The sequence below is a fragment of the Streptomyces sp. NPDC055099 genome (genome assembly GCF_053607685.1).
In genome coordinates this window covers 537,361-561,439 of record NZ_JBSGUA010000004.1, presented here as the reverse complement: position 1 = coordinate 561,439, position 24,079 = coordinate 537,361, and the positions used below count along the sequence as shown (strand labels likewise).

Here is a 24,079-nt window from a genome sequence, read left to right as displayed (position 1 = left end):
TTCCGGAAAGGCCTCCTGTGTCCCCGACTCCCGCCCGCATCACCGCGGTTGACACCTATGACGTACGGTTCCCGACCTCGCGGGAGCTCGACGGGTCCGACGCGATGAACCCGGACCCCGACTACTCCGCCGCCTACGTGGTGCTTCGCACCGACGCGGACGACGGTCTGGAGGGGCACGGCTTCACCTTCACCATCGGGCGCGGCAACGACGTCCAGGTCGCCGCGATCGAGTCGCTGCGTCATCACGTGCTCGGCCGGTCCGTCGAAGAACTCTGCGCCGACCCGGGGACGTTGAACCGCGACCTGGTCGGAGACAGTCAACTGCGTTGGCTCGGGCCCGAGAAGGGCGTGATGCACATGGCCATCGGCGCCGTGGTCAACGCGCTGTGGGATCTGGCGGCCAAGCGTGCGCGCAAGCCGCTGTGGCGGTTCCTGGCGGACGCCGAGCCCCAGTGGCTCGTCTCCCAGATCGACTTCCGCTACATCGCCGACGCCCTCACCCCGCAAGAGGCACTGGACATGCTCAGGTCGGGCCGCCACGGGGCCGCCGAGCGTGCGGCCCTGCTGCGGGAGCGCGGCTTTCCCGGCTACACGACGTCGCCCGGCTGGCTCGGCTACAGCGACGAGAAGCTGACCCGCCTCGCCCGGCAGGCCGTCGCCGACGGCTTCACGCAGATCAAGCTGAAGGTCGGGGCGGACCTGGCGGACGACGTACGCCGCTGCCGTACCGCACGCGAGGCGATCGGGCCCGGCATCCGCATGGCGATCGACGCCAACCAGCGCTGGAACGTCGGCGAGGCCGTCGAGTGGACGCGCGCCCTCGCGGAATTCGACCCGTACTGGGTGGAGGAGCCCACCAGCCCCGACGACGTCCTCGGCCACGCCGCGATCCGGAAGGCGGTCGCCCCGGTCAAGGTCGCCACCGGCGAGCACGTGCAGAACCGCATCATCTTCAAACAGCTCCTCCAGGCGGGAGCGATCGACGTGCTGCAGATCGACGCGGCCCGCGTCGGCGGAGTCAACGAGAACCTCGCGATCCTGCTCCTCGCCGCCAAGTTCGGCGTCCCGGTGTGCCCGCACGCCGGTGGCGTCGGCCTGTGCGAACTCGTCCAGCACCTCTCGATGTTCGACTTCGTGGCGCTCGCGGGGACCACCGAGAACCGCGTCATCGAGTACGTCGACCACCTCCACGACCACTTCATCGACCCGGTCGTGGTGCGCGAGGGTCATTACATGGCGCCCACCGCGCCGGGGTTCTCGGCCACCATGCGGGCCGAGTCGCTCGCCGAATTCATCTATCCGGACGGCGCCTTCTGGGCCGCCGACCTCGCTCAGGGCAAAGGAGCAGCCGCATGACCGACGCCCAGGACTTCGAGGGGCTCAAGGCCCTGGTCACCGGGGGAGCCTCCGGGATCGGACGGGCCACCGCCCAACTGCTCGCCGTGCGCGGCGCCCGGGTCGCCGTGCTCGACCTGGACCCCGGCAGCGTGGAGAAGCCGCTCACCGGCCACCGCGCCGACGTCTCCGACGACGCCTCGGTACGCGAAGCCGTGGCCGCCGCCGCGGAGGAGCTCGGCGGACTCGACGTACTGATCAACAACGCGGGCATCGGCGCGCAGGGCACCGTCGAGGACAACGACGACGACCAGTGGCACAAGGTGCTCGACGTGAACGTCCTCGGGATCGTACGCACCACCCGCGCCGCCCTGCCGCACCTGCGCGTCTCCACCCACGCGGTGATCGTCAACACCTGCTCGATCGCCGCCACGGCCGGTCTGCCGCAGCGCGCCCTCTACTCGGCGTCCAAGGGCGCGGTGCTCTCCCTGACGCTCGCGATGGCCGCCGATCACGTACGCGAAGGGGTGCGCGTCAACTGCGTCAATCCCGGCACCGTGGACACCCCGTGGGTCGGCCGCCTCCTGGACGCCGCGCCCGACCCGGCGGCCGAGCGTGCCGCCCTCGCGGCCCGCCAGCCCACCGGGCGCCTCGTCTCGGCGGACGAAGTCGCGGGCGCCATCGCCTACTTGGCGAGCCCCCTGTCCGGCGCGACCACCGGCACCGCGCTCGCCGTCGACGGCGGCATGCAGGGCCTGCGGCTGCGGCCGGTGGGCCAGTGAGCGGCATGGCCCGGCGCGCCATCGGACCCGGCGGCGTCGAGGTGACCGAGCTGTCCTTCGGCGCCGCCGGCCTCGGCAACCTCTACACGCCGGTCACCGACGAGGAGGCCGCCGCCGCGATCGACGCCGCCTGGGAGGCGGGCATCCGCTACTTCGACACCGCCCCGCACTACGGCATCGGCCTGTCCGAGCGCAGGCTCGGGCAGGCACTGCGGGCACACGCCCGGGAGGCGTACACGCTCTCGACCAAGGCGGGTCGCCTCCTCGAAGCGGTGGAAAGGCCCGTCGGTGACGACCTCGCCCATGGCTTCGCCGTCCCGGCCACACACCGCCGGGTCTGGGACTTCAGCGCGGACGGCATCCGCCGCTCCCTGGAGGCGAGCCTCACCCGCCTCGGCACCGACCGCGTCGACATCGTCTACCTCCACGACCCGGACGACCACGCCGAGCAGGCCTTCCGCGAGGGATATCCGGCCCTGGAGCGGCTGCGCTCCGAAGGCGTCGTGGGCGCGATCGGTGCGGGCATGAACCAGACGGAGATGCTTACCCGCTTCATCAGAGACACGGACGTCGACGCCGTGCTGTGCGCGGGCCGCTACACGCTCCTGGACCAGAGCGCCCTGACCGAACTGCTCCCGGCCGCGCACGAGCACGGCAAGGCGGTCGTGATCGGCGGCGTGTTCAACTCGGGCCTGCTCGCCGACCCCAGGCCCGGCGCGACGTACGACTACACGACCGCGCCGCAGGTTCTCGTGGACCGCGCCCGCCGCCTGCGGACGATCGCGGAGCGGCACGGCACCACACTCCGCGCGGCAGCCCTGGCCTTCCCCCTGGCCCACCCGGCGGTGACCACCGTCCTCGTCGGCGCCCGCTCCCCCCACGAAGTCCGGGACGCGGCGCGGCAGTTCGCGTCCGACGTGCCCGACGACTTCTGGAAGGAAGCCCGCGCCGAGGAACTGCTGCCCGCCCACGTACCCGTCCCCGGAGAGGCCCCCGCGTGAGAATCGCCCTGCACACCAAGGTCCGCGCCGACCGTGTCGCCGAGTACGACGCCGCACATCGCGAGGTGCCCGCCGAACTGGTCGCCGCCATCCGCGCGGCGGGCGCCACCTCCTGGACGATCTGGCGCAGCGGTACCGACCTCTTCCACGTCCTGGAGTGCGAGGACTACGCCCGCATGCTCGCCGAGCTGGACAAGCTGCCGGTCAACATCGCCTGGCAGGCGCGCATGGCCGAGCTGCTCGACGTCGTCCACGACTACTCGGCCGAGGGCGCGGACGCGGGCCTGCCCGTCGTATGGGAGCTGCCATGGCGACGGAACGTGCCGTGACGACGGAGCCTGCCGTGACGGCGGAACGTGCCGTGACGCCCGGCCTCGTCGACGCCCACCACCACGTATGGGACCTCTCCGTACGCGACCAGGAATGGATCACCGGCGACGCGCTCGCCCCGATCCGCCGGAACTTCTCCCTCACCGACCTCCTGCCCGAGGCCCGCGCCGCGGGCGTCACCGCGACCGTGCTCGTGCAGACGGTCACCGTCGCCGAGGAAACCCCCGAGTTCCTCGCCCTGGCCGCCGACAGCGACCTGGTGGCGGGTGTCGTCGGGTGGACCGACCTCACCCGCCCGGCCATCGGTGACACCCTCGCTGAACTGCGTGAACTCCCGGGCGGGCACCACCTCGTGGGCATCCGGCACCAGGTCCAGGGCGAGCCCGACCCGCAGTGGCTGCTGCGGCCCGACGTGCGCCGGGGTCTTGCCGCGGTCGGCGCGGCGGGCCTCGCCTACGACCTCGTGGTCCTGCCCCACCAACTCCCGGCCTGCGTCGTTACGGCGCGGGAGCACCCCGAACTCACCTTCGTCCTGGACCACTTGGGGAAGCCGCCCGTCGCCTCCGGCGCGCTCGAACCCTGGGCCACGGCCGTCCGCTCACTCGCCGCGCTCCCCAACACCGTCTGCAAACTCTCCGGCCTGGTGACCGAAGCCGACCCGAAGACCTGGACGGTGGACGACCTGCGCCCGTACGCGGACACCGTCCTGGACGCCTTCGGTCCCGCCCGCCTGATGTTCGGCTCGGACTGGCCGGTCTGCACCCTGGCCGCCACGTACGCGGAAGTCGTCGACACAGCGCGGAAGTTGACCGACACGCTCACCGGCAGTGAGCGCTCCGAACTCTTCGCCGGAACCGCCACCCGCGTCTACGGCCTCTGACTCACCGAAGCCTCACCGCGGCGACGACACCCGCGTCGGGGGCAGGAACTCCCGCACGTACGTCCGCTCCCAGCAGGCGCCCGTCTCCCGCAGTTCGCGCCAGGTCGTGTAGCGGTAGCGGTAGAGGCGGGCGCGGATGTACGCGGGCGGCTCGTCCGGCGGGAAGGGGACATGGCGCAGCAGCCGCAGCGTGTCCCGGTCGCCGTCCAGGAGCCGCTCCACCAGCGAGCCGAACCATGAGCGCGCGTAGGCGGGGGAGAGCGCGGCGAACCACATCATCCAGTCGAGCCGCAGATGGTACGGCGCGAACTGCCGGGGCCAGCGGCGTACATCACCCGGCTTGCCCTTGAACCCGTACTCCCGCCACTCCGACTCCTGGCGGGGTGTGGTGTCCGCCGTGCCCTCGATGACCACCTCTTGGCGGACGCGGCTGACGCTGCCGAACGCGCCGTACGTGTTGACGAGATGGAGCGGGTCGAAGGAGAAGTTCATGATCTGCCGGCGCGAGAACAAATTGCGCGCCGGCCGGTAGCTCAGGCCCAGGATCAGGGCCGTCGCCGCGATGACGACCACCTCGTACCAGAGCGGGGGAGCGGGCGACGTCGACGGAGCGCCCGCGCCGCCGAAGTCGACGACGGACACGGCGAGCACGATCGTCAGCCAGTTCAGCCAGGAGAAGTTGCCCGAGAGGACCAGCCACAGCTGGGTGGCGATCATCAGACAGGCCGCTGCCGTCGCGACCGGCTGCGGCGTGAACAGCAGCACGGGCACGACGAGTTGGGTGAAGTGGTTCGCCGCCACCTCCATCCGGTGGACCGGCTTCGGCAGATGGTGGAAGAACCAGCTCAGCGGTCCCGGCATCGGCTGCGTCTCGTGATGGAAGTACAGGCAGGTGAGCTTGCGCCAGCACGCGTCGCCGCGCATCTTGATCAACCCGGCCCCGAACTCCACGCGGAACAGCACCCAGCGCAGAAGGAAGAGGATCAGCACCGGCGGCGCCGTCTCGTCGTTGCCGAGGAACACGGCGAGGAAGCCCACCTCCAGGAGCAGCGACTCCCAGCCGAAGCCGTACCAGGTCTGTCCCACGTTGACGATCGAGAGGTACAGGACCCACGGCACGAGCCAGAGCAGCATGCCGCCCCACAGCGGGAGCAGACCGTCGGCGCCCGCGAGCAGCGCGAGGGCGCAGGCGCAGCCCAGCCAGGCGACGAGGGCGAAGAAGCGGTCCGAGTAGTGCAGCTGGAAGAGGCTCGGCGCCTTGCGGAAGGGCACGCGCTCGACGTAGCGCGGCACCGGCAGCATGCCGCGCTCGCCGAGCAGCGCACGGAACTGCAGGGCCGCGCCCAGGAACGCGACGAGGTAGAGCGCGGCGAGAGCCCGCTGGAAGACGAGACGGCCGAGCCAGTACTGATCCGCTGTGAACCACTCCACAAGGCCATCTTGCGCCCTGACCGGCCCGGCGCCCCTCCTCGGCTTGCGCACCACCTCCGACTGCTTCAGAGAATGGGGCAAAGTGCCCGATAACAGGCGGGAGAGCACGGTGAGTGTGCCCACCAGGCCCAGCAAGCCCACCAAGCCCACGAGGCCCATCAGGAGCTACGCGACGGTCTTCGCGATATCCGCGGCCCTGGCCCTTGCGGGATGCTCGGGCGGAGGCGAGAAGAAGTCCGCCGACGACGGCGGCGAGCTGTTCATGCAGCCGGTCGCCGCCCAGGGCCCCGATCCGTTCACCGATTCCACCGCGACGTCCACGGCGACCCCCTCGCCCGCCACCCCCTCGTCCGTCACCCGTTCGCCGCAGCCGTCACCGACGAGTACCTCCTCACCGACGGCCCAGGGCGTGCGCTCCCTCTCGGGCGGCACACCCGGTCTGTACGGCGGCACGCACTCCCTGGGCAGCTGTGACGTCGGCGCCCAGGTCCGCTTCCTCACCGCCGACCAGGGCAAGAGCCGCGCCTTCGCCCAGGCGTCGGGCATCTCCCAGGCGGACATCCCGAGCTTCCTGCGCGGTCTGACGCCGGTCGTGCTGCGGGCCGACACCCGCGTGACCAACCACGGCTACCGCGACGGCGGTGCCACCAGCTTCCAGTCCGTGCTGCAGACGGGCACCGCCGTCCTCGTAGACAACCGGGGGCTGCCCCGCGTGCGGTGCGCCTGCGGGAACCCGCTGAAGCCGCCGGTCGCGCTCAAGGGCACCCCGAGCCACCAGGGCGAGCAGTGGTCCGGGTACCGCCCCTCACAGGTCGTGGTGGTGACCCCGGCGCCGAAGGTCATCGTGAACATCACCATCGTGAACGTCGTCGACAACACCTGGATCGAGCGGAAGACCGGCGACGAGGACGGCGGCCACGACCACACCGTGCCGCCGCCGCACCCGACCCCGACGCCCACCCCCACTACGCCGACCCCGACCGACCCGGATGACAGCGACTCGCCGAGCGACAGCGACACCCCCAGTGACAGCGACTCGCCCAGCGACAGCGACAGCCCGAGCGACAGCGATACGCCCAGTGACGGCGACAGCCCGAGTGACAGCGAAACGCCCGGCGACAGCGACTCGCCCAGCGACAGTGACACCCCCAGTGACAGCGACTCGCCCAGTGACCGGGGCGGCACCTCCACGGACTGCCCCACGCTCCCGCCCACCACGGGCACGGAGCCTCCCACCGGCACCCCGTCCGCGATCCCGCCGGGCTGTCCGACCCCCACGCCTGGCGGCTGAGCGTGCGCACTCGGTCCGGACAGCGAAGAATCATGAAGTGTCATGACGCCCACGCCACTGCCGGACGACTGGCCAGCCGATCCCCGGTCGATCCTGGCGGCCAACCACACAGGCTGCTTCGACTGGGACCTCGACAGCGGCCTGATGCATCTCGACGCCGCGGGCCACGAGGTCTTCGACGTGCGGCCCGACGAGTACGACGGCCACCCCACGAGCCTGGGCATGCGCGTGCCGCCGGACGAGGCACACCGCCTGGACGCCTATGTCTCGCACGCCCTCAAGGACGGCAGCCGCACCTACGGCATCTACTTCCGCATCCGGCTGCGCGAAGGCGGGCTGCGCTGGACCCATACCCAAGGGTTCATCCACCGTGACGGGACGGGTAAGCCGCACCGCATCGTCGGCATCGTCCGCGACGCCACGCAGGAGCTGGGCGACAGCACGGCCCGGCATCAGCGCGCCGACGAGGAGGAGGACCGCCGCCGCCGCACGAGCATCGTGCAGGGCACCACGGCCGCCCTCGCGCACGCCCGTACCGTCCGGGACGTCATCGACGTGCTCAAGGACACCCACGGCCTCGCGCACCTGGGCGCGTCGAACCTGGTCATGGGCCTGGTCGAGGCCGGGCGGATCCGGCTGGTCGCGGAGGGGCCCGTGGGCAGCTTCGTGCCGGGCACCAAGTTCACGCGGATCGACGAGCGGTATCCGATGAGCGACGCCGTGCGCACGCTCTCGCCGCGCTTCATCGAGACGGCGGCGGAGTTCGCCGCCTCGTACCCGGACCTGTGGCCGCACATAGACGAGCTGGGCATCACATCGGCCGCGTATCTGCCGCTCATCGCGCAGGGCAAGGCGATCGGCGTGCTCGGCCTGCTCTACCAGGACAAGACCGGCTTCACCGAGGAGGAACGCAACGTCCTGGTCGCCCTCGGCAGCGGCATCGCCCAGAGCCTCCAGCGCGCCATGTTCTACGAGCAGGAGAAGGACCTCGCCCAGGGACTTCAGCAGGCGATGCTGCCGCGCACCATCCCCGGCGTGCCCGGCGCCGACGTCGCCGTCCGCTACCGCTCGGCGGCGCTCGGCCGGGACATCGGCGGTGACTGGTACGACGTGATCCCGCTGCCCGGCGGCAGGGTCGGGGCGGTCATCGGCGACGTACAGGGCCATGACACCCACGCGGCCGCCGTGATGGGCCAGCTGCGCATCGTGCTGCGCGCCTACGCCGCCGAGGGGCACCCGCCCGCCACCGTCATGGCCCGCGCCTCCGGCTTCCTGCACGAGCTGGACACCGAACGCTTCGCCACCTGCCTCTACGCGGAGGCCGACCTGACCTCGGGCGTGGTCCAGCTGGTGCGGGCAGGACACATCGACCCGCTCCTCCAGCGGACCGACGGCACCTGCCACAGGGTGCCGGTCGAGGGAGGTCTGCCGCTGGGGCTCTCGGCCGAGTTCGGGCGTCTCGAATACCCGGTCACCACCTTCGAACTCGAAGCGGAGCAGGCCCTGTTGCTCTTCACGGACGGCCTCATCGAGGAGCCGGGCGCCGACCTCGACGACGGTCTGCGGGCGCTGGGCGAGCTGGCCTGCTCGGGGCCGCGCGACCTCCAGCATCTCGCGGACCGGCTCTGCGAGACCGTGGACGAGCGGGGCGGCGAGGACGACGCGGCGCTGCTTCTCCTGCGCCGCCGCACGGTCGACACCCCCCGGTCCGGCGGCCGCCTCCAGCAGCACGTGGGCCCCGGCGACCCCGAGGCGCTGGCCGAGGCCCGGCACATGATCCGGTCCGCGGTGCGCGCCTGGGGCGCCGGGGACGGCGCCGACGAGATCGAGCTGGTGGCGGACGAGCTGATCACCAACGCGCTGATGCACACCGACGGCGCGGCGATCGTGACCCTGCGGGTGGTCAGCGGCAGTGAACGGCGGCTGCGCGTCGAGGTCGAGGACTCCTCCAGCGCACTGCCGCGCCGCCGGGAGGCGGGGGAGTCGGGGGTATCGGGGCGGGGGTTGCTGCTCGTGGACATGCTCGCGGACGCGTGGGGTGTCGAGTCGCGAGGCACCGGCAAGTGCGTGTGGTGCGAGTTCATCGTGCCCGCCCGGGAAACCGAGGGTTAGGGGCGGGCGGATGGCGATGTCGGAACCGGAACTGGGACAGGAGTGAGCGGATGCCGGAGCTTCCCGAGGTCGAGGCGCTGCGCGCCTTCCTCACCGACCACCTCGTCGGCCACGAGATCGTGCGGGTGCTGCCCGTGGCGATCAGTGTCCTCAAGACGTACGACCCGCCGCTCACCGCCCTGGAAGGGCGCACCGTCTCGGCCGTGGCGCGCCACGGCAAGTTCCTGGACCTGGACGCGGACGGCCTGCATCTGGTCACCCACCTGGCCCGCGCGGGCTGGCTGCACTGGAAGGACCGCCTCCCCGACGGCACGCCACGCCCCGGCAAGGGCCCTCTCGCGCTGCGGGTCGCCCTGGAGACGGGGGAGGGCTTCGACCTGACGGAGGCGGGCACGCAAAAGCGCCTCGCGGTGTACGTGACCGAGGACCCGGCGGCGATCCCCGGCATCGCCCGCCTGGGCCCCGACCCGCTGGCCCCGGACTTCGACGAGGACCGTTTCGCCGGGCTCCTGGCGGGCGAACGCCGGCAGATCAAGGGCGCGCTGCGGGACCAGACCCTGCTCGCGGGCGTCGGGAACGCGTACAGCGACGAGATCCTCCACGCGGCCCGCATGTCTCCGTTCAAGCTCACCTCCAGCCTCACGAAGGACGAGGTCCACGGGCTGTACGTGGCGCTGCGCAGCACGCTGGCCGAAGCGGTGGAGCGCTCGCACGGAGTCGCGGCGGGCCGCCTCAAGGCGGAGAAGAAGAGCGGCCTGCGCGTGCACGGCCGGGCCGGTGAGACGTGCCCCGTGTGCGGCGACACCATCCGTGAGGTCTCCTTCAGCGACTCCTCGCTGCAGTACTGCCCCACCTGCCAGACGGGCGGGAAGCTGCTGGCGGACCGGAGGATGTCCCGCTTGCTGAAGTAGCACTGTACGCGGGCGAGTTCAGGGGCTCCGTAACGTCAGCAGGCGCTGGCCGCCGGTGGTGCGCACCTCGTAGCGGGCGATGTCCTCGCGGGCCAGGGCCGCGCCCCCTTGTGTCGCCAGTTCTTCGGACGGCCCGCCCGCGGGCGCCCTCCACGTGGTCACGGTCTGCTCGGAGCCGTCGGTGCCGACGGCGACGAGCTCGCAGACGTGAGGGCCCTCGGGGTCGCGGACCCGGAGCCCGATGTCCGTGCCCCAGTCGCGGCCCCGCGCGGTCAGGGTCGCCGAGACTCCGGTGCGGCCGTCGCGGGCGGCGATCTGCTGCGGGCCGGGCCCGTCGGTCCGCAGCACCGCGGCCACGGGAGCCGCGAGCGCCAGGACGACGCTTGCCGCGACCGCGCACAGCCACCGTCGGCGCCCGGCCCTGCGCAGCCGCAGGACCTCGGCGAGCAGTCGCTCGCCGAGACCGGGGCCGGGTACGGTGAGCGGCTCGACGTGCGGCGGCGTGACCCGCTCGTAGGCGGCCAACTGCTGTGCTGTCGGGCCGAGTTCGGCCAGCAGGACCCGGCACTCGGGACAGTCCATGAGGTGGTCGTCGAAGCGGAAGGTGTCGGCCGCGTCGAGGACGCCGAGCGCATAGGCGCCGGCGTCGCGGTGCCGCTCAAGGGGCCTCATGGTGTTCCTTGCGTGACGAGTCGGACAGGGGGTGCTTCCTGTCCTCCCGTACGCAGCGGACCGCCGAATCACTCAAGAGGCGGGACGCGAACACTCGCACGGGGTGCCGGGGCCACTCCGCTGCGGTGTCATGACGTCTCCGCCGGGGCGTCAGAACAGATGGATCGCCAGGTGCCCGAGCGGCAGCCCCAGGCGCCAGGCCGCCGTCCACACCTTGGGTCCGTCGTCCTCACCGCACGGCGACCCGCCGCCCGGCACCGCGTCCAGATCAGGCGCGAGCAGCTCCGTCTCCTCCAGCCATCGCCATGCCAGGTCGGCCAGTTGCAGATCGGGGGCGGGTTCGCCGGAGGCGACAGCGTCCGCCGTGAGCAGGGCCATCCGCTCGCCGACCCAGTCGAGCCACGGCTGGTCGTACGCCGTCAGGGACAGCCAGGTCTCCAGCTGGGAGACCACACGGATGCCCGACAGCTCGCCATTCGTGTCGGAGAGGAAAATAGTCAGGGCCAGAGCATCACGCCCCGCGCGGTATTCGAAAGATGTCGGCGGCATCAAATCGCCGGTACGCAGCAATTCGTCCGCGATGTACTCGGCGTACAACCACGCCATCGGCACGGCCAGTTCGCCATCACTCGGGCCCTCCGTGTTTCCTCGGCTCTCGTGCAGCATCCCGTCTCGCCTTCCTCCGATCCGTGCGCTCGCCGGCCTCTGGCCCCCAATCCGGAACACGGATGAGGACAGCCGATTACCCGAAGGGGCCTCCGAGCAAGGCGCTTTACGGAGGCTTGACTCAGCCCTCGGTTTCGTCGCAGGTGGGAGCCCCTCTGTTCTTCGTGTCACATGGCCGGATGATTTAAGTCCGTTTCGGGGACTATGACGGCATTGCTGCTTGACTCGGCATTGTGTCCGAATGTGGATTCGTTTCGCCGAATATCCCCCATTCACGGAGCATGGTCGATGACGCAGCGCACACCCCAGGGAACAGCCCTTCTGGCCGCGGCAATGATCGGAGCCACTCTCGCCGGGACCGCCGCCTGCACGGCGAATACGGAGCCCGCACAGGAGCGGAATACGGAGCACCGCGGCGAAAGACAGCGGGAAGGCGCCCAAGGCGGAAATCGCGACGCTCCGCACCCCGCCCCGTCGGCGGCCGGTGGCGCCCAGGACGCCCCGCGCGCCTTCACGCTCGTCGCCTCCGGGGACGTGCTCCCGCACTCCTCGATCATCGACAGGGCCAGCGCCGACGCGGGCGGTCACGGCTACGACTTCGTGCCGATGCTCAAGGGCGTCAAACCCGTCGTCTCCAAGGCGGATCTGGCGATCTGTCACATGGAGACGATCTACGGCGAGAAGGGCGACTACACCGGCTACCCCAGCTTCAAGTCCCCGCCCCAGATCGCCCAGGCTTTGGCGGCCACCGGCTACGACGCCTGCTCCACCGCCTCCAACCACACGCTCGACGACGGCGCGGCGGGGGTGAGCCGGACCCTCGCCGCACTCGACAAGGCAGGCGTCAAGCACGCGGGATCGGGCCGTACGGCCGACGAGGGCAGATCGCCCGCCTGGCTGCGGGCGGGCGGCGCGAAGGTGGCTCAGCTCGCGTACACGTACGGCACGAACGACGCCCCGATGCCCCCGGGCAAGCCCTGGACGGTCAACCTCATGGAGCGCGAGCGGATCGTCGCGGACGCGCGGGCCGCGCGGAAGGCGGGCGCGGACGTGGTCGTCGTCTCGGTGCACTGGGGCACGGAGTGGCAGGACGCCCCCGACGACCGCCAGCTGAGCCTCGGCAGACAGCTCACGGCGTCGAGCACCGGCGGCCGCCCGGACATCGACCTGATCCTGGGCACCCACGCGCATGTCCCGCAGGCCTACGAGAAGGTCAACGGGACCTGGGTCCTGTACGGCATGGGCGACCAGATCGCCGGCGACATGATCAACCACGAGGGCGCGAACGACCCGCGGGGCAACCAGGGCACCCTCGGCCGCTTCACGTTCTTCCCGCCCGCGGCCTCCGGCGGCCGCTGGGAGGTCAAGAAGGCCGAGTTCATCCCCCAGTGGTTCAACACGACCACGGGGCGCGTGACCAACCTGAACGAGGCGCTGGAGGGCGGCGCGGACGTCGCGGCCATCCGCGACCGCATCCGCGGCATCGTCCTGAGCCGGGGTGCGGGGAAGGCGGGCCTCTTGATGGGCAAGTAGCGGGAGCGGCCGTTCGGTGAACCCTCGCCGGAGCCCTGAACGTTCACGGCTCCGGCGGCATCTCACCCGAGCCGCAGCAGCCACCCACGCCCCGGCTCCACCTGTATCGCCTCACCCGCGGCGAGCTTCTGCTCCGGCTGGAAGTCCTCGATTGCCGGTGGCGAGGCCATCGTCACGTCCGGTCCGGACCGGCGGCGCATCGGTGGCCCACCACCCCGTCATCTCCGCCTCCGGCAGGCGGAGTTGGTCTAAGGACGCGCCACAGCGGCCACGGGCTTGTGGATGAAGCCGGTCAGTGGTGCGAGGACCTTCCAGTCGAGCGTTTCGTAGAGCGCCCTGCCCTGCACGGTCGCGCCCAGGAGGCCGGTGGTCGCGCCGCTCTCGATGGCCGCTTGGGTGAGTGCGCCCATCACGACCGTGCCGAGACCGAGGCGCCGGTGCGCCTCTTCGGTGACGATCTGGTCGAAGACGCCCGCCGCGCCCGTCAGACCGACCTGACCCCGCGCGGCGAGTTCCCCGTCGGCGGCCAGTACCCGCACGTCGATGACGCCGCCGGTGGTCTCGGTCGTGGCCGTGTAACCCCGTGGCGCGCGCACGGCGGACGGACGCAGGTCGACCGCCATCAGGAAGCCGGGATCCGTCGGCGCCCACTCGGGCGAGAACCACGGCATCATGAGGTCCGGTGCCAGAAAGGCCTTGACGTAGGTGGCCGGTCCGGTGACCGAGTCGATGAGCCCGCGGGCGGTCTCGGCATCGGCGTCGAGCAGGACGTGACGGACCATCTGGGCCCGCTGCCCGACCTGGATGCTCAGCCCCCACGGCTCGTCCACCGGTTTCGGCACACTCCGCGAGACGGTCCACCCGTCGACCCATGAGCGCGCGAGCTCCCACATCCGGACACTCCTCCGAGTAATGACTGGCCATCGGGTGAGGATGTTACACAAGCCTAGGGAACGCGGTCGGTCTTGGCGAGTTCCGACTTCCGGTACGAGTAGGCGAAGTACACGATGAGGCCGACCGCGAACCACACCGCGAACCGCGCCCACGTCTGCCACTGGAGGAACGTGATCAGCCAGATGGAGAAGACGACCCCGATCGCGGGCACCACCGGCATTCCGGGGCAGCGGAACGTACGCGGCAGATCGGGCTGCTTGTAGCGCAGCACGATCACCGCGACGCACACCACGACGAAGGCCAGCAGGATGCCGATGTTGGTCAGTTCGGCCGCCTCGCCGATCGGCAGGAACCCGGCGATGGCGGCCGAGGCGAACCCGACGATCCAGGTCACCCGCGTCGGCACGTGGCGGGTCTTGTGCGTCTTGGCGAACCACTTCGGCAGCAGCCCGTCGCGCGACATGCTGAACCAGACGCGGGTGACGCCGAGCATGAAGGTGAACATCACGGTGAGGATGCCGATGATCGCGCCGACCGCGATGACGTCGGCGAGACCGCCCAGGCCCACGGACTTGAAGGCGGTGGAGAACCCGCTCTCCGGGTCGATGTCCTTGTAGCTCTGCATGCCCGTCAGGACGAGACAGGCCAGGACGTACAGGACCATCGAGATCGCCAGGGAGTAGAGGATCGCCTTCGGCATGTGGCGCTGGGCGTCCTTGGACTCCTCCGCCGCGGTGCTCATGGCGTCGTAACCGAAGACGGCGAAGAAGACGGTGGCCGCGCCCGTGAACGCGCCGCTGACGCCGAAGGGGAAGAACGGCTTGTAGTTGCCCGTGTTGATGTGGAAGAACCCGACCGCGATCACCACGAGGACGACGAGGACCTTGAGGACGACCACGACCATCTCGAAACGCGCTGCGTTCTTGATGCCGAGCGTCAGCAGATAGGCGATGAGCAGGCACAGCACCGCGGCGAACAGGTCCACCTTGTGGCCGTCGCCCGTGCCGGGCGCGCCCAGCATCCAGGTGGGCAACGAGGCGCCCATGTCCTCGAGCAGGAAGTTGAAGTAGCCGGAGATGCCGATCGCGACCACCGCCACGATCGCCGTGTACTCCAGGAGCAGGTCCCAGCCGATGAACCAGCCCGTGAGCTCGCCGAGCACCACATAGCCGTAGGTGTACGCCGATCCCGCCTTCGGGATCAGGCCCGCGAACTCGGCGTACGAGAAGGCCGCCGCCGCGCTGGCGACACCGGCGATGAGGAAGGAGATGAGGACGGCGGGCCCGGCCGTGCCGTTGGCCACCGTCCCGGCGAGGGTGAAGATGCCGGCGCCGATGATGCCGCCGACGCCGATCGCGGTGAGCTGCCAGAGGCCGAGCGAGCGGGAGAGTCCGCCACCCGCTCCTTCTTCGGTCTCGTCGATGTGTTCGATGGGCTTGCGGCGCAGCACGCCATGCCCCATCCGGAGTCCCGCCATGAGCTCCACCTTTTCGCGGACGGCAGTCGGCTGATGGCGGATCATGATGGCGCAGGCGCGTGCGGGACGGAAGACGCCACACCCCTCATATGGGTGAGGGTTCAGCAGTCTGGGGGCCGGGGGTTACGGCACCACGGTGACGGGCCAGCGCCCCGCCTTGACGAGGCGTACCGCGACCGAGCCGACGATCCGGTGGCCCGCCTGCTCGGAGGCCCCGACGATCACGGCGTCGGCCTTGAGGTCGTCCGCCGCGGTGACCAGACCGCTGTAGGGGTCGCCGCGGAAGGTGTGGAACTCCCAGCGCACGTCGAATATGTCCTTCACCCGCTCGGCCGACTCCCTGATCTCGGCGATCAGGCCCTCGGCGATCTCGTCGGTCGTCTCGGCCACCGGTGCGCCGAGTGCGGCGCCCGCGGCCATCACCGGCTGGATGTAGACGACGGCGAGCAGGGCGCGCTGCCGTCGCGCGAGGCCTCCGGCATAGGCGGCGGCCCGCAGCGAGGAGTCCGATCCGTCGACCCCGACGACGATCACCTTCGGGCCGTCGGTGCCGCGTTCGAACTGGGGGGAGTGGTCTTCAGTCACAGCCGAGAGGTTAACGGAGAGCGCTGTTCCTGTTGACGGCGCCCAGGGGCCCGGGACAAGGGCGTCACCGTGCCCCCGCCCGCTCGTACGGCGCCGCTGATCCCCCCTTGGCCCCGCTGGTCCCATCGGGTGCTTTCGTTGCCCGCCGTGGTGTTGCTGTCCGGTGTCCGCCTTCCGCCATGCGACGGATTAGTAATGAAAAAGGATCACATGACTCCAGGGCGTCGCGCGCTTCTGCGCGGCGCCGCTGTCTTCGGTCTGGTCGCGACCGCCGGATGCGCGGGCACGGAGCGTACGGCGGCTCCAAAACCCACGGCCTCCGGCGGTTCGGCGGCCGGCGGCCCGCCCGCCGCGCGCGCCCTCAAGCCCTCCGCGTACCGCCTCCAACCCATGGCGGGCAACGGCCCGCCACGCGCCGCGCGCGCCCTGCCCCGCGTCCGCAAGGCGCCGATCCTGCGCATGGACGGGCAGGGCCGCAGCATGTTCCTGACGTTCGACGACGGCCCCGACCCGCGCTACACGCCGGGCATCCTGAGCACCCTGCGCCGCTACGACGTCCGCGCGACGTTCTTCGTCTGCGGTGAGATGGCCGTCGACAACAAGGACCTGCTGCGCCAGATGGCCGACGACGGGCATCTGATCGGCAACCACACCTGGACGCACCCGCTCCTTCCGAAGATGAGCCGGAGCGCGATGCGCGAGGAGATCGAGCGCACCTGCGACGTCGTGGAGGAAGTCGTGGGCGAACCCCCCGCCTGGTTCCGCGCCCCCTACGGCGCCTGGAACCGCAACGCCTTCCAACTGGGCGCCGACCTCGGCATGGAGCCGCTCGCCTGGACCGTGGACACCCTGGACTGGACCGAGCCGGGCACGGGCACGATCATCCGGCGCGTACGGGCCGGTGCGGGGCCCGGAGTGGTGGTCCTTTCGCATGACGCGGGCGGCGACCGTTCCCAGAGCGTCGCGGCGCTGCGGACGTATCTGCCGGAGCTGCTCGATTCGGGTTACCGGATCACGGTGCCGAGCCGCCACGAAATGTAGGAAGAATTTCGCCCGCCAGGTGCTGTGCCGGCCGCGTCAGCTGCATCTACTGCCTTTGCATCTACTGCCTTGGCTGCGTTTGCCGTGTTCCGCCGACGCATGCGTCGTTCGTCAGCGCACATCCACCAGGCGGGCGAAAGCGACGACGTTCCCGTCATAACCGGACCGCTTGGAGAATCCGCCGCCGCAGGTGATGACGCGGAGTTCCGGAGCGCCCTTGTCGCTGTAGACGCGGCTGCCCGGGAAATTGTCCTTCTCGAAGACTTCGATTCCATAGATCTCGAAAATCGCGGTCTTGCGGTCCCTGCGCAGGACCTCGACGCGATTTCCCTTTTTCAGTGAACCCAGGCCGTAGAAGACCGCGGGGCCCTGCTGGTTGTCGACATGGCCGACGATCACGGACGTGCCCTTCTCGCCCGGTGACACGGCTCCGGTGAACCAGCCCGCGAGGTTCGGGTCCTCCGCCGGAGGCGCGTCCACCCAGCCGTCCTCGTCCAGCCCGACCGGCATGACCGGCGCCTCCACCTGGATGCCCTTGATCCCCACACGCTCGGCGGGGGAGAACGTCAGTGGCGCGATGTTCTTCCCCGCACCGTCGGGCGCCTGGTCCGCCGCGGCGGCTGACGCGGGCTGGGGCGGGCCCACGTCGAATTCCCCCGAGCCATTCCGGATCAGCGCGAGGCCGGTCAGCAGAACGAGTGCCATCACGCCCCACGGCGCGCGCTTTCGCTGCGATTCCTCTTCATCGGCCGGCTGGGACGAAGGCATTCTCTGATCCCCTCTCAACGCGGCATTCGAACCGCGTCCGTTGCGCGTACAAGAACGCTAAGCGCGGCGCGCGTGACGGGCGACAGAGCGGGAGCGAACGGGTGGCGCCCATACCGGGCATGCGCCATCCGAGTCGCGGGCGGCAGGAAATTTCTGACGGTCCGTGACCTGCGGCAATATCGGCTTGCGTGCGCACGCTTCGGCGTGTCGCCTCACCAGGACGGCCGATCGCCGAAATGCGGGTCTGAGCAGGGCAACTGAGGGTCTGTCTGGGAGGCGCTCTCGCCGATCGACCGGGGAACGGTTACCCCGGGGCGCTTTCCGCGGAGGATTCACATGCGTACTTCTCGTATGCGCACCACTCGTGCCCTCGCGGTCGCCGTCACCGCGGGTGCCGTCGTCGGCCTCGCCGCCCCGACGGCATCGGCCTGGGCCGACCCGTCCAACATCGTCGCCATGCCGAGCGTGATCCCCCGCGGGGGACAGCTGACGGTCACGGTCGACGGCACGTCGTGCTCGGCCCCGGGCAGCAAGGTCACGTCGAACGCCTTTCCCGACACGCCGCTGCACGGCATGAACGGCGGCACCGCCAGCGCGAACCCCCGGGTCTACCACCACGCGAGCCCCGGCGCCCACAGCATCACCGTGCACTGCGGCAGCGGCGGTGCCAAGAAGATGCTCACCAAGCCCGACGCGTTCACCGTCATCCACGGCGGCGTCCGCGGTGGTCTCGGCGGCAGCACCAGCTCCGGGGCGACCGCCACCGACATGGCGATCGGCGGGGCGCTCGTGACGGTCGCCCTGGTCGGCGGCGGAGTGTTCTGGATGCGCCGCCGCTCGGAGAACGCGGGGCGCGGCGTCTGACCACCGGCCCGGCACCGATGCGCCCCTCACTCGCACGTCGGGCGCTCGCACGCCGGGTGCTCGTACGCCTGGCGCTCATGCCCCGGGCGTGAACTGTTCCGTCTCCCCGACCGGCGCGTCCCCCCTTCCGCGCCGGTCGGGCGGCGGTCGGGTCAGGACTTGTTGCCGTCCCCGGTGCGGCGGCGCGTCCAGTGGTACGCGGTGCCGAGCGTGCCCACGATCAGGGCGCCGCCGAGGGCGATCTCGTGCAGGTCGAACCCGCCGAAGCTGCCGCCGACGCCGGCCTTGACCCCGTGGTGGACCGGTCCTGTGGGATGCGAGGTGGGGTGATGGGTGGGGCGGCCCGTGGCGATGGTGAGGTCCGTGGTGCCGGTCTCGCCCTTGCAGTCGAAGGTCACCTCGTACATCGCGCCGGGCTTGGCGTCGGGGAAGACCATCGCGGCGACGGAATTCTGCCCCTTGGGGATGTGCGCGTCGTCGAAGACGCCGGAGGTGACCTTCGTGTCGCCCTCGCAGCCGTCCACGCTGAGCTGGACCTGGCCGCCGGCGGCGATCGTGGAGGGGGTGACGCGGAAGCCGAACGAGGTGATGTTGTTGGGGTTGTCACCCTCGTCCGCGACGGCCGTCGAGGCGGTGGCGGCGCCGAGGGTCAGGGTCGTGGCGGCGAGCAGAGCGGCCGAGGCGACGCGTATCGCGCGCATGATGATTCCTCCGGGTCCCCGAGGAGCAGCCGCGGACCTTCTTCCGCTTTCACCTGATATGCACCTCGATGCCGCAAACGCTAAGCAGGGACCCACGCGACCGCGATCCACGTCGCGCGAACGGGGCAACGGTGTGGGCCGGACAGGGGAACGAGCGGGGTGTCGGGGCCGTGGTGGCGGGGTTCGGGGCGCGAGGCGTGTAGTGGGGCAGGTCGGGGCCGATCACTGTCCGTGCAGCGTCAGGAACCCGGACCCCACATGTGTGCCGCGCCGCCCCGCCACTCCACGAGGTGGGGGTCGTCCAGGGCCATGTCCGCGTCGCCGAGGCCCGCGCGGCGCAGAAACTCCACCAGGTCGTGGTCGTCGCGCGCGACACCGACGGCCTGCCCGCGCACGGTGACCCGCCGTCCGCCGTCGGCAGCGGGCGGGTGGACGATGATGGGTGTCTGCCAGGTCATGCCACCAGAGTGCGCTGTACGGGGCCGCCGCGCAGCATGGTTCACGGACCCGTGTGCGAAGCGGGTCCCGGGAGACCGGGGTAACCGCTGCGCCGGTATCCCTCCCAGAGGCGCCCGCCGCACGGCGCGAGTACCTCGTCCACCAGCGCGACAAGGCCCGACGTGTCGCCCTCCATGGCCTCCCTGACCACGGCCGCGAGCCCGGCGGAGAAGCCCGGCCGCACCTCGTCCACCCGCCGCGCCAGCCACTTCCCGCCGCCCCGCCACGACCCCGTGTGCGCGAGGACGAACCCGCCGGCCCGGCGGGCGATCTCGCCGACGATGAACAGGCGTTCGCCGGGGTGCGCGCAGCCGGCGAGGTCGTCGAGGAGATCGGTGAGCGCGTAGCGCTGGTCCTCCAGTTCCTCCTGAGTCGCTTCCGGCGGCCCGGCCGCCAGCAACTCCCGTGCCTGGTCCTGGAGTCGGGCGCCGGTGCCGTCCCGGTCCACGATCACCACCCCGTCGGCGCACATCGAGAGCAGCGACGACCATCCCCGCGGAATCTCCCTCCGCACGAACCACCACCAGCTGGCTTCGGTGTGCACGAACAACTCGACCGGCCACGCGCCGAACCGCAGGTTCGTCCGGGACGGCTCCCGCTCGCCGGTCACCATCACCACGACATCCAGGTCGGAGTACGGGGTGCGCCGCGCCGTCACCGCGCTGCCGCCGAGAATCGCGGCCACCGCGTCGGGGTGCCGTGCCTGGACCAACTGCCGCGCGATCCGTGTGGGTTCGATGGGTTCGATGGGTTCCATGTGGACAAGGGTGCGCCACCCACTTTCGGTGCGCGGGTCAGACGGCCGGTCGGAGGTGCTCGCGCCATAGGCTGGCCCCGATGATTGAGACCGTGGTGTTCGACGTGGGGGAGACCCTCACCAAAGATGACCGCTACTGGGCGTCCTGGGCCGACTGGCTCGGCGTGCCCCGTCACACCGTCTCCGCGCTCGTGGGAGGTGTCGTCACGCGGGGCCACGACCACACCGAGGCGCTGCGGCTGCTCAGCCCGGACATAGATGTCGCCGCCGCCCACCAGGCCCGCGAGGCGGCGGGGCGCGGTGAGCACCTGGCCGAGACCGACCTCTACCCCGATGTGCGTCCCGCTCTGGGCGGACTGCGCGACCAGGGGCTGCGGGTCGTCGTCGCGGGCAACCGCACCGAACGCGTGGGTGAGTTGCTGCGGGGCCTCGACCTGCCCGCCGATCTCGTCGCGACGTCGGGGGAGTGGGGCGTGGCGAAGCCCGACCCCGCCTTCTTCGCCAAGGTGATCGAGGTGGCCCAGGCCGCCCCGGAGCAGACGCTGTACGTCGGAGACCACCCCGCGAACGACATCTTCCCCGCGAAGGCCGCCGGGCTGCGGGTCGCGCACATCCGGCGCGGGCCCTGGGGGCACTGGTGGGCGGATGACCAGGCCGTCGTCGAAGCCGCCGACTGGCGGATCGACTCCCTCACCCAGGTCGCGTCGGTCATCGCGGGGTGAGTTGCCGTCAGGATCGCGGCCCCGCCCGGGAATTGTGGGCGGGGCCGCGCCCCCTCATCCCCCGAGGTTGTCGAAGAGGGCGCGGAACGGATCCGGGGTGGCCGCGACGCCGCGGCTGTAGGGGGCGTCGAAGTCCCAGATGAGGAAGAGCAGGAAGGCGATCAAGGCCGAGAACAGCCCCGCGAGCATGAGTTCGCGCGGAGTGCGGCGGATCTGCAGGGCGAAGATCATGCCGACGGTGACGAGACCGCCCGTGATGAGACCGAACCAGACCACGCCGGGCATGGTGGCCCCGGCGCTGTCGCCCCGGGAGTTGCGCGCGTCGTCGGCGATCGCGACCTGGTCGACCAGCGGCTGGTAGGCCTGGGCCTCGAAGTCGGACTTGGGCTGGTAGTCGGTGACGTCGTGGCGCACCCGGTCAAGGAGTTGCGCGCCGCGATCGGTGAGTTCTCCGCGGTCGGTCATCGCGTCCCACTCGGTGGTCACGACATGGCTGACATAAGCGTGTACATCCGTGCGGATGCGCTCACGGACGTCGTCCGGATAGACGCGGGCACGCTCCGACACCTCGTGCAACGCCTGGGCCTCGGTGTGCACATGGTCCTCGGCGACGCTGCGGGCCTCCCAGACACCGGCGATGGCCAGGCCCAGGACGATGGCGTACACCACGCCGATCATCATCGTCATGTACTCGATGACGTCCGGGGTCTCCGAGGCGTCGAAATCCGGGCTCGTCCTGCGGTGCCGCAGGAACGTGACGACCAGGACGACGCCGCACGCGGCCGCCATCGCGAGGGTGAGAACAAGCCATTCCGACATGGGACCTCCGACGGGTCAGCGCGGCCGCAGCGCGGCGACGGCGAGCACCGCGGGCGCGGTGACGAGCAGGGTGAGCGAGACCAGGGACGGACCGCCGCGGGGCGGCGTCTTGCGTGCCGTGACGCGGTACGAGGGGTAACTCACCGGCTTCGGCGTGACCTTGGCCGGGGCGGACGGGGTCGGCTTCGGGGCCGGCCGCGGGGGTGGGGGCGGCGGTGTGGGCTCCGGAGGGGTCGGCCGCGCAGGCGGTGGCGGCGGTGGTGGCGGCGGAGGCGGTGGCTCCGGCGCGGGCGGCTCCGGGCGCGGCGGCGGGGCCGGAGCGGGGGGTGGCGGTGGTGGCGGCGGGGGTGGAGGCGGCGGCTTCGGGTGGCGTGTGGGGCCCGCCCTGCAGACCACTCCGTCACCCGAGACCGCCACGGCGTCACCGCCGGGCCCGTCACCGATCGAGGCGTAGGCGCAGTTGTCGGCGGGCGCGGTGGCGGGCGCGCCGGCGGGCGCCGCGGCAGCCGCCGGCGCGCCGAGCAGCCAAGCCATCACCAGGAGCGCCAGTAAGCGTGTGACCAGGCCGGACGAGGCCCTCGTGGATCCATGCACGTCAGGGATCATGGGCAGCGCGTCGCCCTGCCACGCCGATGCCGCCCTCCTGTGACCCGAAGGGAGGAGACGCCGGGCACCGGCTTGACGAACAGGTGGACGCGGGCTTGCCGGACCGGCGCGGGCGGGCTCGACGAACGGGCGGGCGTGAGCCCGACGCGGAAAAGAATCTTGCACGCGGGTTGAACGCATCAGCCGTCCCCACCCGTACCTAGGGCCATGCGTGACGCACTCAGCGGCGCGACACCCAAGCAGACAGCGGGAGTTACCGATGAAGACCTGGCGAAGCGCCTCACTCGTAGCGACAGCTGCGGCCATGCTGGCGCTGACGACGGCGTGTGGTCAGGAAAAGGGGGACCAGTCGCCGAACGGGCAGAACGTCGGCAACCAGGCCCCGGCCAAGGACGGTTACGGGGCCGGGGACGGGTACGGCGCCGACACGGGCGACGCGAAGGAAGGTGCGGGGAAGGCGAAGGCCGCCGGTCAGCTCGCTGTCTGGGACAGCAAGAAGCTCGGCAAGGTCGTCACCGACAGCGAGGGCCGCACGCTCTACCGCTTCGACAAGGACACGGCCCAGCCCCCCAAGTCCAACTGTGACGGCGCCTGCGCGTCGACCTGGCCCGTCGTCTCCCCCGAGGGCGCGCAGGCGCCGGCCGGAGTCGACAAGTCCCTGATGGGCGAGGTGACCCGCTCCGACGGCACAAAGCAGCTGACCATCGATGGCTGGCCGATGTACCGGTACGCCAAGGACACCAAGGCCGGTGACGCCAAGGGGCAGGGCGTGGGCGGGACTTGGTACGCGGCGGCCCCCGACGGCAAGAAGGCGGCGCCCGCGGCCGACGAGGCCGAACCCCCCGCCGAGACGGCTCCTGTCGACCCGGCAGGGCTGTCCACCCGCAAGGACCCCAAGCTCGGGGAGATCGTCGTCGACAAGAACGGCATGACCGTCTACCGCTTCACCAAGGACTCCGCCTGGCCGATGAAGTCCGCGTGCACCGGCGCCTGCCTGGAGAAGTGGCCGGTGGTGCCGCCCGTGGCCAAGAACGACACCAAGGGGATCCTGAAGAAGGGGTTCGTCGTCTTCGACCGCCCCGACGGAGTGCGCCAGCAGACGATCGACTGCTGGCCGATGTACACCTTCGCCGGTGACAAGAAGCCCGGCGACACCAATGGGCAGGGCGTGGGCGGCACTTGGTATGCCGCCGGCCCTGACGGAAAGCCTGTCGGCGCCCCGAAGTAGGCGTACAGGAACTCGGCGTACAGGAAATAGACGTACGGGAAATAGAGGTACAGAAGCAGTCGGCGCCGAAGGGCAGGTCCGAAGAAGAAGTCGGCCAAGAAGGGGGGCCAGTCAGAAGTACCTCGCGTACGGTCTACCGGTCCGTTCCTTTCCCCCTCCCGGGGAAGGAACGG

The 24,079-nt window shown here is 70.9% G+C and carries 26 protein-coding genes; 13 read left to right on the top strand and 13 right to left on the bottom strand.

Annotation, left to right across the window (positions count from 1 at the left end; all coding sequences use genetic code 11):
* Positions 1–17 precede the first annotated feature (17 nt).
* Genes ACWFRU_RS14065 through ACWFRU_RS14045 form a run of 5 tightly spaced genes read left to right on the top strand, consistent with a single transcriptional unit; the run spans position 18 to position 4,330 of the window.
* On the top strand, positions 18–1,358 hold the full coding sequence (locus ACWFRU_RS14065) for an L-fuconate dehydratase (RefSeq protein WP_453686627.1): 1,341 nt from the start codon (positions 18–20) through the stop codon (positions 1,356–1,358).
* Positions 1,355–2,119, top strand: coding sequence for an SDR family NAD(P)-dependent oxidoreductase (locus ACWFRU_RS14060; protein WP_453686625.1), 765 nt, complete (start codon positions 1,355–1,357; stop codon positions 2,117–2,119). The genes ACWFRU_RS14065 and ACWFRU_RS14060 overlap by 4 nt, the downstream gene beginning before the upstream one ends.
* A 5-nt stretch (positions 2,120–2,124) precedes the next feature.
* Complete coding sequence (locus ACWFRU_RS14055) at positions 2,125–3,120, top strand: aldo/keto reductase (protein ID WP_453686623.1); 996 nt, start codon at positions 2,125–2,127, stop codon at positions 3,118–3,120.
* Positions 3,117–3,449 (top strand): L-rhamnose mutarotase, encoded by a 333-nt coding sequence (locus tag ACWFRU_RS14050; RefSeq protein WP_453686621.1) that lies wholly within the window; start codon positions 3,117–3,119, stop codon positions 3,447–3,449. The genes ACWFRU_RS14055 and ACWFRU_RS14050 overlap by 4 nt, the downstream gene beginning before the upstream one ends.
* The gene (locus tag ACWFRU_RS14045) at positions 3,428–4,330 is read left to right on the top strand and encodes an amidohydrolase family protein (protein ID WP_453686619.1); all 903 of its coding nucleotides are present in this window, start codon (positions 3,428–3,430) and stop codon (positions 4,328–4,330) included. The genes ACWFRU_RS14050 and ACWFRU_RS14045 overlap by 22 nt, the downstream gene beginning before the upstream one ends.
* Before the next feature lie 12 nt (positions 4,331–4,342).
* Here ACWFRU_RS14045 and ACWFRU_RS14040 read toward each other — a convergent pair whose 3' ends face one another.
* The gene (locus ACWFRU_RS14040) at positions 4,343–5,761 is read right to left on the bottom strand and encodes a lipase maturation factor family protein (protein WP_453686617.1); all 1,419 of its coding nucleotides are present in this window, start codon (positions 5,759–5,761) and stop codon (positions 4,343–4,345) included.
* Between the two features lie 109 nt (positions 5,762–5,870).
* Here ACWFRU_RS14040 and ACWFRU_RS14035 point away from each other — a divergent pair, with 109 nt between their 5' ends.
* Genes ACWFRU_RS14035 through ACWFRU_RS14025 form a run of 3 tightly spaced genes read left to right on the top strand, consistent with a single transcriptional unit; the run spans position 5,871 to position 10,075 of the window.
* A complete protein-coding gene (locus ACWFRU_RS14035) occupies positions 5,871–7,052 on the top strand; it encodes a DUF6777 domain-containing protein (RefSeq protein ID WP_453686615.1) in 1,182 nt (393 codons plus the stop codon).
* Between the two features lie 42 nt (positions 7,053–7,094).
* Positions 7,095–9,164 carry a SpoIIE family protein phosphatase gene (locus ACWFRU_RS14030; RefSeq protein ID WP_453686613.1) on the top strand — a complete coding sequence of 690 codons (2,070 nt, stop codon included), beginning with the start codon at positions 7,095–7,097 and terminating at the stop codon, positions 9,162–9,164.
* Between the two features lie 50 nt (positions 9,165–9,214).
* Positions 9,215–10,075, top strand: a complete 861-nt coding sequence (locus ACWFRU_RS14025) for an Fpg/Nei family DNA glycosylase (protein WP_453686611.1) — start codon at positions 9,215–9,217, stop codon at positions 10,073–10,075.
* An 18-nt stretch (positions 10,076–10,093) separates the two neighbouring features.
* On the opposite strand, the gene ACWFRU_RS14020 is transcribed toward ACWFRU_RS14025, so the two are convergent.
* Positions 10,094–10,747: a zf-HC2 domain-containing protein gene (locus tag ACWFRU_RS14020; RefSeq protein ID WP_453686609.1), complete on the bottom strand. Its 654-nt coding sequence runs from the start codon at positions 10,745–10,747 to the stop codon at positions 10,094–10,096.
* Between the two features lie 150 nt (positions 10,748–10,897).
* Entirely contained in the window at positions 10,898–11,413 is a 516-nt protein-coding gene (locus ACWFRU_RS14015) for a hypothetical protein (RefSeq protein ID WP_363207257.1), read from the bottom strand.
* 288 nt (positions 11,414–11,701) lie between these two features.
* Here ACWFRU_RS14015 and ACWFRU_RS14010 point away from each other — a divergent pair, with 288 nt between their 5' ends.
* On the top strand, positions 11,702–12,946 hold the full coding sequence (locus ACWFRU_RS14010; RefSeq protein ID WP_453686608.1) for a CapA family protein: 1,245 nt from the start codon (positions 11,702–11,704) through the stop codon (positions 12,944–12,946).
* Positions 12,947–13,008: 62 nt separating this feature from the next.
* Here ACWFRU_RS14010 and ACWFRU_RS14005 read toward each other — a convergent pair whose 3' ends face one another.
* From ACWFRU_RS14005 to ACWFRU_RS13990, 4 genes are all read right to left on the bottom strand, one after another.
* A complete protein-coding gene (locus ACWFRU_RS14005) occupies positions 13,009–13,146 on the bottom strand; it encodes a hypothetical protein (protein WP_453686606.1) in 138 nt (45 codons plus the stop codon).
* Between the two features lie 48 nt (positions 13,147–13,194).
* Positions 13,195–13,839 carry a GNAT family N-acetyltransferase gene (locus ACWFRU_RS14000; protein ID WP_453686604.1) on the bottom strand — a complete coding sequence of 215 codons (645 nt, stop codon included), beginning with the start codon at positions 13,837–13,839 and terminating at the stop codon, positions 13,195–13,197.
* A 53-nt stretch (positions 13,840–13,892) separates the two neighbouring features.
* Entirely contained in the window at positions 13,893–15,317 is a 1,425-nt protein-coding gene (locus tag ACWFRU_RS13995; RefSeq protein ID WP_453686601.1) for an amino acid permease, read from the bottom strand.
* A 123-nt stretch (positions 15,318–15,440) separates the two neighbouring features.
* Positions 15,441–15,902: a universal stress protein gene (locus tag ACWFRU_RS13990; RefSeq protein WP_453686599.1), complete on the bottom strand. Its 462-nt coding sequence runs from the start codon at positions 15,900–15,902 to the stop codon at positions 15,441–15,443.
* 195 nt (positions 15,903–16,097) lie between these two features.
* On the opposite strand from ACWFRU_RS13990, the gene ACWFRU_RS13985 reads away from it, so the two are divergent.
* Complete coding sequence (locus ACWFRU_RS13985; protein ID WP_453686597.1) at positions 16,098–16,943, top strand: polysaccharide deacetylase family protein; 846 nt, start codon at positions 16,098–16,100, stop codon at positions 16,941–16,943.
* Positions 16,944–17,054: 111 nt separating this feature from the next.
* Here ACWFRU_RS13985 and ACWFRU_RS13980 read toward each other — a convergent pair whose 3' ends face one another.
* Complete coding sequence (locus ACWFRU_RS13980) at positions 17,055–17,711, bottom strand: class F sortase (protein ID WP_453686595.1); 657 nt, start codon at positions 17,709–17,711, stop codon at positions 17,055–17,057.
* A 351-nt stretch (positions 17,712–18,062) separates the two neighbouring features.
* Here ACWFRU_RS13980 and ACWFRU_RS13975 point away from each other — a divergent pair, with 351 nt between their 5' ends.
* Positions 18,063–18,575: a hypothetical protein gene (locus ACWFRU_RS13975; protein ID WP_453686808.1), complete on the top strand. Its 513-nt coding sequence runs from the start codon at positions 18,063–18,065 to the stop codon at positions 18,573–18,575.
* Between the two features lie 152 nt (positions 18,576–18,727).
* Here ACWFRU_RS13975 and ACWFRU_RS13970 read toward each other — a convergent pair whose 3' ends face one another.
* From ACWFRU_RS13970 to ACWFRU_RS13960, 3 genes are all read right to left on the bottom strand, one after another.
* Entirely contained in the window at positions 18,728–19,276 is a 549-nt protein-coding gene (locus ACWFRU_RS13970) for a hypothetical protein (RefSeq protein WP_453686593.1), read from the bottom strand.
* A gap of 239 nt (positions 19,277–19,515) precedes the next feature.
* The gene (locus tag ACWFRU_RS13965) at positions 19,516–19,734 is read right to left on the bottom strand and encodes a hypothetical protein (protein ID WP_453686591.1); all 219 of its coding nucleotides are present in this window, start codon (positions 19,732–19,734) and stop codon (positions 19,516–19,518) included.
* 41 nt (positions 19,735–19,775) lie between these two features.
* On the bottom strand, positions 19,776–20,531 hold the full coding sequence (locus ACWFRU_RS13960; RefSeq protein WP_453686589.1) for a nucleotidyltransferase domain-containing protein: 756 nt from the start codon (positions 20,529–20,531) through the stop codon (positions 19,776–19,778).
* An 80-nt stretch (positions 20,532–20,611) separates the two neighbouring features.
* Between ACWFRU_RS13960 and ACWFRU_RS13955 the strand changes: the two genes are divergently transcribed.
* On the top strand, positions 20,612–21,253 hold the full coding sequence (locus ACWFRU_RS13955) for an HAD family hydrolase (protein ID WP_453686587.1): 642 nt from the start codon (positions 20,612–20,614) through the stop codon (positions 21,251–21,253).
* Positions 21,254–21,307: 54 nt separating this feature from the next.
* Here ACWFRU_RS13955 and ACWFRU_RS13950 read toward each other — a convergent pair whose 3' ends face one another.
* Positions 21,308–22,072, bottom strand: coding sequence for a bestrophin-like domain (locus tag ACWFRU_RS13950; protein ID WP_453686585.1), 765 nt, complete (start codon positions 22,070–22,072; stop codon positions 21,308–21,310).
* A gap of 15 nt (positions 22,073–22,087) precedes the next feature.
* Positions 22,088–22,666, bottom strand: coding sequence for a hypothetical protein (locus ACWFRU_RS13945; RefSeq protein ID WP_453686583.1), 579 nt, complete (start codon positions 22,664–22,666; stop codon positions 22,088–22,090).
* A 271-nt stretch (positions 22,667–22,937) separates the two neighbouring features.
* Between ACWFRU_RS13945 and ACWFRU_RS13940 the strand changes: the two genes are divergently transcribed.
* Positions 22,938–23,906 (top strand): SCO0930 family lipoprotein, encoded by a 969-nt coding sequence (locus ACWFRU_RS13940; protein WP_453686581.1) that lies wholly within the window; start codon positions 22,938–22,940, stop codon positions 23,904–23,906.
* Positions 23,907–24,079: the final 173 nt, after the last annotated feature.